General features: G+C 66.5%; 14 protein-coding genes. 9 read left to right on the top strand and 5 right to left on the bottom strand.

Annotated elements, in window-relative coordinates; all coding sequences use genetic code 11:
* Window positions 1-9 precede the first annotated feature (9 nt).
* The 4 genes from ACE3OG_RS10200 to ACE3OG_RS10185 form a co-directional block, all read right to left on the bottom strand.
* Window positions 10-828: a hypothetical protein gene (locus tag ACE3OG_RS10200; protein ID WP_374308222.1), complete on the bottom strand. Its 819-nt coding sequence runs from the start codon at window positions 826-828 to the stop codon at window positions 10-12.
* Entirely contained in the window at window positions 825-2,006 is a 1,182-nt protein-coding gene (locus tag ACE3OG_RS10195) for a tyrosine-type recombinase/integrase (RefSeq protein WP_374308220.1), read from the bottom strand. The genes ACE3OG_RS10200 and ACE3OG_RS10195 overlap by 4 nt, the downstream gene beginning before the upstream one ends.
* Window positions 2,007-2,203: 197 nt before the next feature.
* Complete coding sequence (locus tag ACE3OG_RS10190; protein WP_374308219.1) at window positions 2,204-2,815, bottom strand: hypothetical protein; 612 nt, start codon at window positions 2,813-2,815, stop codon at window positions 2,204-2,206.
* A 314-nt stretch (window positions 2,816-3,129) separates the two neighbouring features.
* Complete coding sequence (locus tag ACE3OG_RS10185) at window positions 3,130-3,303, bottom strand: DUF1328 domain-containing protein (protein WP_374308217.1); 174 nt, start codon at window positions 3,301-3,303, stop codon at window positions 3,130-3,132.
* Window positions 3,304-3,617: 314 nt separating this feature from the next.
* Here ACE3OG_RS10185 and ACE3OG_RS10180 point away from each other — a divergent pair, with 314 nt between their 5' ends.
* The 7 genes from ACE3OG_RS10180 (at window position 3,618) to ACE3OG_RS10150 (ending at window position 9,751) form a co-directional block, all read left to right on the top strand.
* Complete coding sequence (locus tag ACE3OG_RS10180) at window positions 3,618-3,905, top strand: hypothetical protein (RefSeq protein ID WP_374308215.1); 288 nt, start codon at window positions 3,618-3,620, stop codon at window positions 3,903-3,905.
* A 76-nt stretch (window positions 3,906-3,981) separates the two neighbouring features.
* Entirely contained in the window at window positions 3,982-5,301 is a 1,320-nt protein-coding gene (locus tag ACE3OG_RS10175; protein ID WP_374308213.1) for an O-acetylhomoserine aminocarboxypropyltransferase/cysteine synthase family protein, read from the top strand.
* Between the two features lie 202 nt (window positions 5,302-5,503).
* Complete coding sequence (gene cysK / locus ACE3OG_RS10170; RefSeq protein WP_374308211.1) at window positions 5,504-6,493, top strand: cysteine synthase A; 990 nt, start codon at window positions 5,504-5,506, stop codon at window positions 6,491-6,493.
* Window positions 6,494-7,241: 748 nt separating this feature from the next.
* The gene (locus ACE3OG_RS10165) at window positions 7,242-7,505 is read left to right on the top strand and encodes a hypothetical protein (protein ID WP_374308209.1); all 264 of its coding nucleotides are present in this window, start codon (window positions 7,242-7,244) and stop codon (window positions 7,503-7,505) included.
* Between the two features lie 176 nt (window positions 7,506-7,681).
* Window positions 7,682-8,089, top strand: coding sequence for a DUF2147 domain-containing protein (locus tag ACE3OG_RS10160; RefSeq protein WP_374308207.1), 408 nt, complete (start codon window positions 7,682-7,684; stop codon window positions 8,087-8,089).
* A 125-nt stretch (window positions 8,090-8,214) separates the two neighbouring features.
* Entirely contained in the window at window positions 8,215-9,150 is a 936-nt protein-coding gene (locus tag ACE3OG_RS10155; RefSeq protein ID WP_374308205.1) for a ribose-phosphate pyrophosphokinase, read from the top strand.
* 349 nt (window positions 9,151-9,499) lie between these two features.
* Window positions 9,500-9,751 carry a hypothetical protein gene (locus ACE3OG_RS10150; RefSeq protein ID WP_374308203.1) on the top strand — a complete coding sequence of 84 codons (252 nt, stop codon included), beginning with the start codon at window positions 9,500-9,502 and terminating at the stop codon, window positions 9,749-9,751.
* 15 nt (window positions 9,752-9,766) lie between these two features.
* On the opposite strand, the gene ACE3OG_RS10145 is transcribed toward ACE3OG_RS10150, so the two are convergent.
* Window positions 9,767-10,642: a sulfite oxidase heme-binding subunit YedZ gene (locus tag ACE3OG_RS10145; RefSeq protein ID WP_374308201.1), complete on the bottom strand. Its 876-nt coding sequence runs from the start codon at window positions 10,640-10,642 to the stop codon at window positions 9,767-9,769.
* A 227-nt stretch (window positions 10,643-10,869) separates the two neighbouring features.
* On the opposite strand from ACE3OG_RS10145, the gene ACE3OG_RS10140 reads away from it, so the two are divergent.
* Window positions 10,870-12,351: an efflux transporter outer membrane subunit gene (locus ACE3OG_RS10140; RefSeq protein WP_374308199.1), complete on the top strand. Its 1,482-nt coding sequence runs from the start codon at window positions 10,870-10,872 to the stop codon at window positions 12,349-12,351.
* A gap of 81 nt (window positions 12,352-12,432) precedes the next feature.
* Window positions 12,433-13,791, top strand: a complete 1,359-nt coding sequence (locus ACE3OG_RS10135; protein WP_374308198.1) for an efflux RND transporter periplasmic adaptor subunit — start codon at window positions 12,433-12,435, stop codon at window positions 13,789-13,791.
* Window positions 13,792-13,806 lie beyond the last annotated feature (15 nt).

The following is a 13,806-nucleotide window of genomic DNA, read 5'->3' as shown; positions in this document are numbered from 1 at the left end:
GTGTCCCGATTATTTTTGCCGGGCGAGCAACTTTTTATTGGCATCGAATGACGGGCCGAAGCCGCGATTGAACGCAATTCTCGCCGCCTGGCCCTTACTACGTCCCTCGGCGATTAGCCGGCGCATCTCGGCGACGGTCTCGCTCGTCCGATGCTTCATCATCCTCGCGCGGGCCTTCCCGCCTTCCGACGCCGCCGCGAGACTCTTGCGCCCGCGAACAGCGTCAAACTCGACCGGCTTCCCAAGCGCCGCCTGCATATGACGGCCCGCCGTGAAAACTTCTACGGCGACGGCGGCGATTGTTTCCGCCAACCAGTCGCGGTCGTCGTCGCTGTCCATCTCGCGCCCTGCCCATGCAACAAGAAGGTTGAACCTTTCGAGCGCGCCAACGGCTTTCTCGGCGTGCCATTCCTCTGACAACTCTTTCAATTTCCTGCGCCGAGGCCGCGCGGCAAACGGCGTCTCGGCGTCTATCCGGGCGTGAAGGAGCGCGTCGGCCTCGGCGCGCAAGTCGTCCCATCTCGCGTTCGCCGGTGGTGGGTCGCCCTCTACGGCCGCCTCAAGCTCGCCAAGGGCGACGATTTTCGCCGCGCCCTGCCATTCCTTTTCGCCGTCGCCTAGCTCCCGAGGAAGCGCATGGCGCTCCACGCGCTCAACGCCATCCTCGACGACGACTTTCGGCACGTCGCGGCGCAGCGCATCGAGCAGATCGCGCTGATCCCCGACCGGAAGGTGCCGCCATAGCCCTTCGAGCGCTTCCCATCTGCGGGACGTGAAAAGCGCGCGCCAATCGCCGGCCGATGCGCCGTCTTGAATGCGCCCGGTCATTTTCCGCCTCCGCAGAGTGTGGCCCATGCGTCCATGAGGGCGCGCCGCTTCTCGATCGCGTCGCCACGGCGATAGGCTTGCTCGGCCGCGTCGCCGACGACATGGGCCAGCGCCGCCTCGGCGAGCTCGCGCGCAAAGTCGGTTTCCTCACCGCACCAGTCGCGGAACGTCGAGCGGAAGCCGTGCGGCGTGGCGTCGCCAACCTTCAGGCTTTGCATGGCGTCGCGGATCGCCGTGGCGCCAAGCGGCTGGCCCGACCGCCGGCCCGGAAAGACGAAATCGCCGCTTCGGACCTTCGCCATCGCCTCAAGGATCGCCAGCGCCGGTGCAGACAACGGGACGCGATGCTCGCGCCCGGCCTTCATGCGGGCGGCGGGGATCGTCCAGACCTTGGCCTTTAGGTCGATCTCGTTCCACATCGCGCCCAGCACTTCACCGGAGCGGGCCGCCGTCAGGACCGCGAACTCAAGCGCCCGGGCGCCGAAGCCATCCGCCTGCCGCAGGCGGGTGAGGAAGGCCGGAAGCTGCGCATAGGGCAGCGCCGCATGATGGCCGCGCGAGAGCTTGGCGCGCCTCGGCAAGAGCGCCTGAAGGTGACCGCGCCAGCGCGCAGGATTGGCAGCGCCGGTGGAGATATGCCCGCGCGCCCGCGCTGCGTCGATCACGGCCTCTATCCGTCCCCGCAGGCGCGAAGCCGTCTCGGGCTTCGTCGTCCAGACCGGCTGCAGGACGGAAAGAACCGCCCCTGTGTCGATCTCGTCGACGTGCTTCGACCATATCGTGGCGCAGTAGGTTTCGAGCGTCGACGTCCATTGCGCCCGATGCTTGGCATTGCGCCACTCGCCCGACTTGGACGCGATAAGGTCCGCAGCCGCCTCGCCGAACGTCGGCTTTTTGGCCAGCGCCAGACGGTCATCGTCGCGCGCGGCGATCGGGTCGCGGCCTTCGCGGACGAGACGCTCGGCCTCGTCGCGCGCCTTGCGGGCGTCGGCGAGCGAGACGGCCGGAAAGGCTCCAAGGCCCATCTCGCGCCGCCTGCCGCGCCACTGGAAGAAGAAGGACCATCTCCGGCGCGACCCCTCAACGGCGAGATAGAGCCCTCCACCATCCGAATGTCGGCCCGGCTCGGAGAGCGCCGCCACTTGCCGCGCCGACAGTTTGTTCCTCGCCCTCGTCATCGCCAGCCCCATGTGCCCCCACTTCAGGCCCCACTTCAGGATTGCGATTATATGAGACGGTCTGATTCTTGGCTAGACGGTATGCTGGAGAAAACTCCATAAAATCATGGGTGTCCACATAGGCTATGCGTTTCCATGAAATGACGTGAAAAACCACAATGGCGGATGAGCCGTCCGCCGGGGTGGTCGTGAGCGGCTTACCTCGACTGTCCCTGCCCCGTCAGCCGGCCGGACGTCGTAAGCTGCTCCGCCGCTTCCTGCGACGACGGCGCGGGCGCGGCGCTGGCGGGAAGCAAATCCCCTTGAATATAAAGGCGAGAGCCGCCCTTGCCGGAGTAAATAAAGGAAAGCGCTCCTGACGCGACAAGAATTCCGGGAGCGAAACTGGCCGTCTGGCTTTCGGCCACGTGAAGTCCTTCAAAATTGAATTTTACATTCGATTTTACATCATATAAATATGCATAACTGTTGTTTCCTTCCGTATCGCTATAGTAGCTCCACGATATAGACCTGATCAACAAGGTCTTGCCGTTCGGAACTGTGTATATCGGGTGAAATCCGCTCGCGTTTGTGGAGAAATCAGCAATATTGACGATGTTGCCTGGATCGTTCGTATAGCCCGCGACCGGATCGACGACGAACAGCCTTCGGGCGCCGTCGACGTGGGACTGTTTGCCCGTTCCCGGGTCGACGATGGCGACGGGCTGGAACGTCACGGCGGCCCCGAGCGCGCCCGGGACCAGGATCGCCGCCAGCGCGACAGCCGTAAGCTGCCGGCCGGAAAATTTATCCAGAAGCTCGCGAAACATGGTTCTTCTCGCCGGTTGAATTCTGTTTCGGGCGGACGCCACAGCCGCGAGAACGGGCTTTGCGCCGCTCGCGCAGATCATCGCATGATTTCGCGTCAGGCGGGAGACGCGACGGCGCAGCTCGCACTGGCTCCAGCGCTCATATCGCAATCGACATGTGAGATTTTTTGAGTTCAAACCGCCGTGAAGCAGGCGACCAAAGGGCGCGCCGAGTTGTTTTCCGCAAGGCCGCGCCGTCGCCGCGGGATCACGCGCCGACGATCGTCAAATTCGGCGCCGCCCGGCGGCCTCGGGCGGCGACGCGCCCTCCCCGCCTAGAACAACGTCTCGCGGCCCATCAACCCCAGCACGAGGAACACGAGGAAGACGACGAGCACGATGTAGAACAGGATGCGCGCGATGTCCGCCGTCGCCGCGGACACGCCGGAGAAGCCGAAGAAGCCGGCTATGATCGAAATCACCAGAAATATAAGCGCCCACCTCAGCATCGCGCCCTCCCTCGGCTCGCCGCCGGCGGCGGCTCTACGAATTTTCGCGCGGGAAACGGCGCGGCCGCGCTCTTCGTTCCAGATACGGATTCGTCCGCGTGACGACGCGACGATTTCGCCGCGCGCGGCGTTAAGGGCTTATTAGGATTGATCGACGTCGAGGCTAGCCTTTCGCCCGCATTGGCTTAAGTCACCTCGCAAAGAGCTCGCAAAGAGAGAGTGCGCCCGTCTTTACTCTATAAAAATTATCAACTATTCTGGCCATAAATTCGCAGCGCGACGGTCAGGTTGGAAACGCCCTCGTCTGCGTAATTTTGTTGCAAAATTGGCGTAAAATCGCCTTCTTCAAAGCAATCCGCCCGAACCAACGGATCGAGATCATGGCGCCTTCAACGCACAGCGAGCCCAGAGGAAGCGACAGTTGGAGCGACGAAGGCTGGGGCCAATCCTGGCGCGACGCGTCAGGCAGCGGGCTGCCGGCCGTCGTCACCGTCTCGTCTCGCGTCAGGATCGAGGAGCGGCGCGCGCGCGCCGGGGCCGGGGCGGAAGGCGCGACGCCTCGCGACGCCGCGACGCTCGTCCGCGGCGCGGCCAAGTTCTAGAGCGCTCGCACGTCGCGGACGGAGCGATCAGGCGCGCGACGGATTTTCTGCGGCGCCGTTTCAACCGGAGATATGTATGGCGGAAGGTTTGAAGCCGGAGACTCTGGCGTTGCATGCGGGCTGGCGCGCCGACCCCGCGACCGGCGCGGTGGCGGTGCCGATCTATCAGACCACCTCCTACCAGTTCCATGACACGCGGCACGCCGCCGACCTCTTCGCCCTCAACGAGCTTGGCAACATCTACACCCGCATCGGCAATCCGACGACCGACGTGCTGGAGCAGCGCGTCGCCGCGTTCGAAGGCGGCGTCGCCGCGCTCGCCCTGGCCTCGGGCCAGGCCGCCTCGGCCTTCGCCGTGCAGAACGTCGCCCGCGTGGGCGACAACATCGTCAGCGGCACAGACCTTTACGGCGGCACCTGGAATCTCTTCGCCAACACGCTGAAGGATCAGGGGCTCGAGGTCCGCTTCGTCGATCCGAGCGACCCCGCCGCCTTCCGCGCCGCAAGCGACGAGCGCACGCGCGCCTATTACATTGAGACGCTGCCCAACCCGAAGCTGATCGTGCCGCCGATCGCCGAGATCGCGGCGGCGGGACGCGAGATCGGCGTTCCGCTCATCGTCGACAACACCTCCGCTCCCCTGCTCTGCCGCCCGCTGAAGCACGGCGCGGCGATCATCGTCTATTCGGCCACGAAATATCTCGGCGGCCATGGCAATTCGATCGGCGGCCTGATCGTCGACGGCGGCGATTTCGACTGGGAGGCGCACGCCGCGCGCCAGCCGGCGCTGAACACGCCCGACCCGAGCTATCATGGCGCGGTGTGGACGCAGGCGGCGAAGCCGATCGGCCCCGTAGCCTACATCATCAAGGCGCGCACCACGCTGCTGCGCGACGTCGGCGCGGCGATCTCGCCTTTCAACGCCTTCCTGCTGCTGCAAGGGATCGAGACGGTCGCGCTGCGGATCGAGCGCCATTCGCGCAGCGCCGAAGCCGTCGCCGGCTGGCTTTCGCGGCGCTCCGGCGTCAGGGCGGTCATCCATCCATCGCTGCAGTCGGGCGCCGCTCGCCAGCGCGCCGACCGCTATCTCGCGGGCGGCTACGGCGGCCTCGTCGGCTTCGAGCTGGCGAATGTTGAAGAGGGGCGCGCCTTCATCGACGCGCTGAAGCTGTTCTATCACGTCGCCAACATCGGTGACGCGCGAAGCCTCGCGATCCATCCGGCGACGACGACCCATTCGCAGCTTTCCGCGCAGGACCAGTTCCTGAGCGGCGTCACGCCGGGCTACGTTCGGCTATCCATCGGGCTGGAGCATGTCGACGACATTCTGGCCGACCTCGATCAGGCGCTTGTCGCCGCGACCGGCCTCGCGGCGCGAACGGGCGACGCAGCATGAGCTTCACAATTATTGACAAATTTCCTAGGCTTTATAGATTGCGCCGATGGCCACGCGTTTCGCGCGGCGGCTGGCCTGACGCGCGCACGCAGCCTGAGCGGCCGACGGTCCGCGTCACGTCAGGCTTCCTCACCCAGAAGATCATGACGCCGGCGGTCCGCAAGGACAGGCCGGCGCGCAACAACGGCATGGAGTAAAGATCATGGCGCAGAGCGCTGCCCGGCAGGCCGACGCCCCCGAGCACATCCCGGGACGCGGCCGCATCTATAACTCGATCACGGAGACGATCGGCGACACGCCGCTCGTGCGCCTCGCCAAGCTCGAGAACGAGAAGGGGCTCAAGGCGAAGATCCTCGCCAAGCTCGAGTTTTTCAATCCGCTCGCCAGCGTCAAGGACCGCATCGGCGAGCACATGATCTCGACGCTCGAGGCCGAGGGCAAGATCAGGCGCGGCGAGACCACCCTGATCGAGCCGACCTCCGGCAACACCGGCATCGCCCTCGCCTTCACGGCGGCGGCGCGCGGCTACAAGCTCATCCTCGTCATGCCGGAGTCGATGTCGATCGAGCGGCGCAAGATGCTCGCCCTGCTCGGCGCCGAGCTGGTGCTGACGCCCGCGGCGCAAGGCATGAAGGGCGCGATCGCCAAGGCGGAGGAGCTCGCCGAGGCGACCCCCGACTCCTGGATTCCGCGCCAGTTCGACAACCCCGCCAACGTCGAGATCCACAAGAAGACGACGGCCGAGGAGATCTGGAACGACACGAACGGCGAGATCGACTATTTCGTCTCGGGCGTCGGCACCGGCGGAACGATCACCGGCGTCGGCGAGGTGCTGAAGCCGCGCCGGCCTGGCCTCACGGTCGTGGCGGTCGAGCCCGAGGATTCGCCCGTGCTCTCCGGCGGACAGCCAGGGCCTCACAAAATCCAGGGCATCGGCGCCGGATTCGTGCCGTCGATCCTCAACACGTCAGTGATCGACGAAGTCGTCACGACGGGCAACCAGACGGCGTTCGACACCGCCCGGCTCGTCGCCCGCCTCGAGGGCGTGCCCGTCGGCATCTCGTCCGGCGCGGCGCTCGCCGCGGCGATCGAAATCGGCCAGCGCCCGGAAGCCGAGGGCAAGACGATCGTGGTCGTCATCCCCTCCTTCGCCGAGCGCTACCTGTCGACCGCGCTGTTCGAAGGGCTCTGAAAACCGGCGGCGTCCGCCGCGGGCTCTCCGCGGCGGGGCTCCGGAACTGCGCGCCTGCGTGACGAGTTGGTCGCGCGGGCACCGCGAACGCGCGGCGCAGCCAAACGCAGGATTCCGGAATGCGCAGTCTCGTTCTTTTCGCCGCCGCGCTCGTCTCGCTCAAACTGATTTCCAATCTGATCTATAATTGGCGGTTCATGGCCCAGCCCGAAGCTACGCGTAAATTGACCAGGCGATGGCTGTGATTTTTTTGTCGCACCTAAGCAAAAACGCTTAGATTGGATGCGTTGCACAGCAGGCGCGGCCGTTTGTGCAAGCTACGCGCGTATATCGGATGGCGACGCCGATCTAGCGAAGCATTCGCCTAATAAACTGAACGAAAAAGAATTTTCGCCAAAAAGGCGTGGGCCCCCGAGCCTGCGCCTTTCGCGTGCGTGCTTCGTCGGCGCTGCAAAACAGCGCCCCTGTGCGCGAGGCGCGGCTTTGAATGCGCTTTTCTTGCCGCGACGCAGCATCGAATGCGGGTTGCTATGACGGATAAAGCAGTTCTATTGTGATGAAGTATGAAGTTTAACACTTCAGCAATGGTCTGGCGTCGCCGCGAAACGGAGGGTCCGCCCGTCCGGCGAGCGTTGAAATGACGTAAAAAGAGGCTTTCGAATCCGCGTAGGCTGAAGCAAGTTGCCGCTGAAGCAAGCGTCTTGCGATTGGCGATCAACGATAAAAAGACTCGCCGGGAGACATCGAGATGATCAACCTGCTTTTGGTCGGACTATTACTGGGGATGGCGCTCGGCCGGTTCTTCCGCGTCTACGTCCTTATTCCAGGCTGCGCGCTGGCCGTTGTGCTCGCGCTGTCCGGCCCGACCGTCTTCTCCACGTCGCTCCTTCAGGCGGCCGCAGAACTGGCCGTCGTTCTGGCTTCCGTGCAGGTCGGTTACGTGGCTTCGCTGGTCATGGGGCGCGGACCGGCGCTGCTGCCGAGCCGTCGCCTGAAAGCGCGGCATATTTGATCTTTAAAGACCCGTCAGCGCAAGAGCGGACGCCTGCGAACAAGAAAACTTGATTCGCGCGCCATGCGGTCGACGTCCGCGCGGGGCTTTCTCACTGGCCGACTTCCTCCTCGACACGAGCGCCGGTCCGACTATGATCGCGCGCCGAAACGCTCGTTAGAGTTACGGGAGGAAAAATGAAGCGCTTGATCCTGACGGCCCTCGCCGCCGGCGTCCTCTACGCCGGGCCGGCGAGCGCCGACCCGACCGGGGAGTGGCGGGTCGCCGACGGAAGCGCGACCGTGCGCATCAGGAAATGCGGAGCGGCCCTGTGCGGCTCGGTCGCCTCGACGCGCGGCGCGCCCGGCAAGGACGAGCGCAATCCCGATCCGAGCAAGCGCAACCGGTCGGTGCTCGGGATCGAGGTCCTCATCAACCTGCGCCCGAACGGCGAGAACGCCTGGACCGGCACGACCTACAACGCCGAGGACGGCCTGTTCTACAACGCCACCCTGACGCAATCCAACGAACGTAGCATCGTCATCAAGGGCTGCGGGCCGAACGGCGGCATTTGCGGCTCCGAGACCTGGACCCGCGTCAGGTAGCAAGACCTGGACCCGCGTCGAGCAGGCGGGGCGCGCCGCTTGCGGAAAAGTCAGCTTCGCCATTGCCTCTCCGGCCGTCGTGCGGTTAAGAGGATGCCGCCGTCCGGCCGGTGAGAGTTGAATTGATGAAGATTCTTGCGGGGAACTCCAACCGTCCCCTAACGGAGGCGATCGCCGCCTATCTCGGCCTGCCGATGACGAAATGTCAGGTGCGCCGTTTCGCCGACATGGAGATCTTCGTCGAAATCCAGGAGAACGTGCGCGGCCAGGACGCGTTTATCGTCCAGTCGACGTCCTATCCGGCGAACGACCATCTGATGGAGATGCTGATCATGACCGACGCGCTGCGGCGCGCGTCGGCGCGGCGCATCACCGCGGTCATTCCCTATTTCGGCTATGCGCGGCAGGACCGCAAGCCGGGCCCGCGCACCCCGATCTCGGCCAAGCTCGTCGCCAATCTCATCACGAGGGCCGGCGCCGACCGTGTGCTGACGGTCGACCTTCACGCCGGACAGATCCAGGGCTTCTTCGACATACCGACCGACAATCTGTTCGCGGCGCCGGTCCTCGTGCGCGACATCCGCGAGCGGCTGCGCGGCGACGACGTCATGGTCGTGTCGCCCGACGTCGGCGGCGTCGTGCGCGCCAGAGCGCTGGCCAAGCGCATCGACGCGCCGCTCGCAATCGTCGACAAGCGGCGCGAGCGCGCCGGCGAATCGGAAGTGATGAACATCATCGGCGAGGTCGGCGGCAAGACCTGCATCCTGATCGACGACATCGTCGATTCCGGCGGCACCTTGTGCAACGCCGCCGACGCGCTGCTCGCGCAAGGCGCGCGCGAGGTCTACGCCTACATCACGCATGGCGTGCTGTCGGGCGGCGCCGCGGCCCGCATCACCGCTTCGAGCCTCAAGGAGCTGGTGCTGACCGACACCATCCAGACGACGGAGGCGATCCGCGTCTCGAAGAACATCCGCGTCGTGTCGATCGCGCCGCTGATCGGCGAGGCCATCGCCCGCATCGCCAAGGAAGAAAGCGTCTCGAGCCTGTTCCTCGACTGACGACCTTCCGCCAGCCGAAGGGCGGCTTTTCCCAAAATTTCTTCGCGCGGGCGTCGCGCAAAAGACGTGAGCCTCGCGCAAGTGTGCGTCGGCATACGGACGTCGCGCGCGGATCCTTCCACGTTCGTCGGAATTGTCATTACGCGCGAAGGATGGCGGACGGCCCTTCGCGCGGCTTGATCGAAAGCAAGCCATTTTGTCGCAGGTCATGTAAGATGCCGGAGACATTTGAAAGATCGCCTTGGAAAGGCGCGAAACATGCTTGGTGCGCAGCGCCGGTAAGGCTGTTTAAAAGTATATAAATTTTGTGTACTATTGGTCGTTCAGCGCGTGAGGACGCTGTTTCAAAATGCGCAACGCCTATGTCATCCAGATCGGCGGACGCACCGCAGGAATCGTCGCCCGCGACGGCGCCGACCGATCGTATAATTTCTTCGCCGCCTCGCACGCCTTCAACGCGATGGAAGGCCTGCATTTCGACGATCCGGCGGCGGCCGAAAGAATGGCCCGCCACCTCGCCCGCCACGGCGGCCTGCCGCGGCGGACCACAGCCGAGCCGCCGGCGGCTCCCCGGCGCGACGCTGCGGCGGCCGCCGTCTGACGCGCCGGCCTGCCGTCACGCCGCCGCCTGCGTCTTGCGCGCCAGTCGCGGCCGGCCCGACGCGCGCGGCGCCGCAGCTCGGGCGAGCCGCGCGAAAGTCAGGAGGCCGCCGACCGCCAGCACGAACCAGGCCGGGCGGACCATGTAGGAGAAGTCGAGATTGGAGGCCAGCGCCCGGTCGAAGGGCGCGCCGGCCGACCATGCGAACCAGCCTGCCTCGAAAAGCGCCGTCGTGGCGGCGCAGGCCGCGCCGACGAGCGCGATCATCCCGGCCGAAAGATCGCCGAAGGCGCCGGCGGCGAGCCGGAACGCGAGCAGCAGGGCGAAAATCCCGGACATCATGATCGCTTGGCTGACGTCGAGCTTCGATTGCATGAAGAAATGGACGCAGCCGAGAACGGCGATGGCGTACACGGCGCGATGCAGCCTTCTCCAGCGCGCGGAGCCGAGCCGCGCGATCATCGCGTCGGTCGAGGTGACGGCGAGCGCGCTCAGCATGAGGAAGGCGCAGACGCCGATCGCCAGATAGACGCGCCGGACGATCTCGTCGCCAACGCGCCAGAGGTCGAAATGCTGGCTCGCGACATAGAAGGCGACATGGGCGAGGCCATAGGCGAAAGCCCAGACTCCGAAGATGCGCCGCGTCGAGACGAGGTTGGGGCGGCGGAGCGCGAGGCGCAGCGGCGTGACGGCGAGCGTCAGCGCGACGAGCCGCAGCGTGGCGAGCCCCGCCTCATGCGTCGCCGCCGACAGCGGCCGCGGCCCGAGGCCGGGCCCGGCGACGAGCGCGACGAACCAGAGCGTCGGCGCCGCCGCCAGCGCGAAGGCGCCGGTCTTGAGCGGAGAGAACCGACCGGCGCGGTCGGCGAACGGGCGCAGAAAGGGCGACATGCGTCTGGCGTTGTCCTTAACTTCTCGCGGTCTATTCGTTTCAGCCGGCCTTTGGGTTTCGCCGGGGCTGTCGCCGAGGTCGTCACATTGTGTTGACGGGCGCTCCTGCGCCCTTTCGCATGGAGCCTTGCTTGCGCCACGCTCGCTTGCTACCGAGCGATCCGCCCCGGTTCCGCTTCCCTGCGCATCGCGCCCTGGGGCACGGCGCCAAGGATGAACGAGGCCAGGTGCCGATCCCGCCGTCGATTTCGCCTGTTCGGCGCGCTCTCGCCGCCCTCGCGCCCTGCGTCGCGCTCGTCGGCTGCGCCGTCGGCCCCGATTATGTGAAGCCCCCCGCGCCGACGCCCGTCGCCTATAAGGAGATGAAGGGGTGGAAGCGGGCGACGCCGCTCGACGACATGCCGCGCGGGGAATGGTGGCGCCCGTTCAAGGATCAAACCCTCTCCGGGCTGATCTCGCAAGTCGCGGTCTCGAACCAGAACGTCGCCGCCTCGGACGCCGCCTATCGCTCGGCCAAGGCGCTGGTGCGCGAGGCGCAGTCGAGCCTCTATCCGACCGTGTCCGTCGCCTACACGGGAACCGGCGCGCATAACGGGTCGCGCACGAGCGGCTTCTCGACCGGAACCGCGACGACGCTTTACACTTTCGACGCCGGGCCGCAGGCCGCCTTCACGCCGGACATCTGGGGCAAGGTGCGCCGCGCGGTGGAGAGCGACGTCGCCGGGGCTCAGCTTTCGGCCGCCGACGTCGCCGAAGCGACGCTTTCGGCGCAGGCGCTCCTCGCCGTCGCCTATTACAACCTGCGCGCGTCCGACGCGCTGAAAGATCTCTACGACCGCACGGCGCGCGACTACCAGCGCACGCTGGAGATCACCGAGCGCCAGTACGCCGCCGGCGTCGTGTCCAAGGCCGACGTCGCCACGGCGCGCACGCAGCTCCTCAACACGCAGGCGCAGGCGATCAACGTGGGGGTCAGCCGGGCGCAATACGAGCACGCCATCGCGGTCCTGATCGGCCGCCCGCCCGCCGAGCTCGACGTCAAGCGCGCCGCCTTCGCCGTGACGCCGCCGGGCGTTCCCGTCGCCCTGCCCTCGACGCTCCTCGAACGGCGGCCGGACATCGCCGCCGCCGAACGCGCGATGCAGCAGCAGAACGCGCTCATCGGCGTCGCCATCGCCGCCTATTATCCCGACATCAGCCTTTCCGCCGCCTATGGCTTCGCCGGGCGCGGGCCGCTCGCCGTCAGCGCCGCCAACGAGCTGTGGAGCGTCGCCTTCAGCGCGGCGCAGACCGTGTTCGACGGAGGGCTGCGCAGCGCGACGGTCGACGCCGCGCGCGCGACCTACGACCAGGCCGTGGCCACTTACCGCCAGACGGTGCTCTCCGCCTTCCAGGGCGTCGAGGACCAGCTCGCGGCGATCCGCATCCTGGCGCAGCAGCAGAAGGTGCAGGACGAGGCGGTGAAGGCGGCGCAGGAGCAGGTCGACGTGCTGCTCAACCAGTACACGGCGGGCACCGTCGCCTTCACCGCCGTCGTCGTCGCGCAGGCGCAGCTCCTGTCCAACCAGATTTCGTCGCTGACCGTGCGCCAGAACCGCTTTCTCGCCACGGTTCAGCTGATCGAGGCGCTCGGCGGCGGATGGAGCGCAGACGATCTCCCGAGCGCGCAGGCGCTCGAGGCCGCCGGCGGCCTCGTCCCGCGCCTGTGACGCCGCGGTACGAAGAATTGATTCGGTCGGAACGACGCCTATGTTTCACTGGCGCGGCCGCGCAACCCCTGGATACGCCTGATGGATGACCGCTCGCGACCCGCCGCTCAGGAGACGACCGACACGGTCTACATGCGCGCTGAAGACGCCGAACACGGCCTGAAGGAGGCCGAGCGCACGCGCGAGGCGCCGGGCGCGCCGCCCGCTGCGCCCGGCCCGACCGAGCCGAAGAAGTCGCCGCTGAAGCGGGCGATCCTGATTTTGCTGGCCGGCGTCATCGCCTTCGGCGCCTATCGCTTCATCACGCGCGAGCGCTCCGCCTCCGAGCAGCCGCCCGAGCGCATATCCGTCTCGCAGCCGGTCGGCGCGGCGACCGTCGGGCGCGGCGACGTCAGGGTGATCGTGAACGGGCTGGGCGCCGTCAATCCGCTCGCCACGGCGACGGTCAAGACGCAGGTCAACGGTCAGCTGACCGAGGTCGCCTTCAAGGAAGGCCAGATCGTCAAGAAAGGCGATTTCCTCGCGCAGGTCGATCCGCGCCCCTTCGAGATCGCCAAGGCCCAGTATGAAGGCCAGCTCGCGCGCGACCAGGGCCTGCTCGACCAGGCGCGCAACAACATGCAGCGCTTCCAGAGCCTCCTGAAGCAGGATTCGATCGCGCGCCAGACCGCCGAAGACCAAGTCTACCTCGTCAAGCAGTACGAGGGCGCGCTGAAGGCCGACCAGGCGCTGATCGACGCGCAGGCGCTGAATCTCGTCTACGCCCACATCGTCTCGCCGATCGACGGGCGGATCGGGCTGCGCCTCGTCGACGTCGGCAATTACGTTCAGACGAGCGATTCCTCCGGCATCGCCGTGGTGACCCAGCTCGATCCCATCTCGGTGATCTTCACCGTGGCCGAAGACGAGCTGCCGGCGATCCTCGAGAAGCGCGCCGCCGGCGCGCAGATGGAGGTGTCGCTGTTCGACCGCGCCAATGTGCGAAGGCTCGCCGTGGGCAAGCTCGACACGCTCGACAACCAGATCGACGCGACGACGGGCACGCTCAAGCTGCGCGCGATCTTCGACAATCCCGACGGGCGGCTCTACCCGAACCAGTTCGTCAACGCGCAGCTCCTCGTCGACCTTCTGAAAGACGCGGTCACCGTCCCGACCACGGCGATCCAGCGCGGCGCGCCCGGCGCCTATGTCTATCTCATCGGGGCCGACGGCAAGGTCTCCATCCGCAAGGTGAAGCTCGGGCCGCAGGACTCCGGCCGCTTCGCGGTGCTGGAGGGCCTTTCGCCCGGCGACAGGGTCGTCGTCGACGGCGTCGACCGCCTGCGCGACGGAGCCGAGATCTCCATCGCCGCGCTCGACGGCAAACCGGTCGACGCGCCGAGGCCCGCGGGCGCCGCCGCGGGCCAGCATCGCCGGCGCGCGGCCTCGCCGCCGCCATGAGCCGGATCATGAGCC

The organism is Methylocella sp. (genome assembly GCF_041905455.1).
GTDB lineage: Bacteria > Pseudomonadota > Alphaproteobacteria > Rhizobiales > Beijerinckiaceae > Methylocapsa.
Note: the sequence above shows the minus strand (reverse complement) of the source record. Positions and strands in the feature narration are given on the sequence as shown.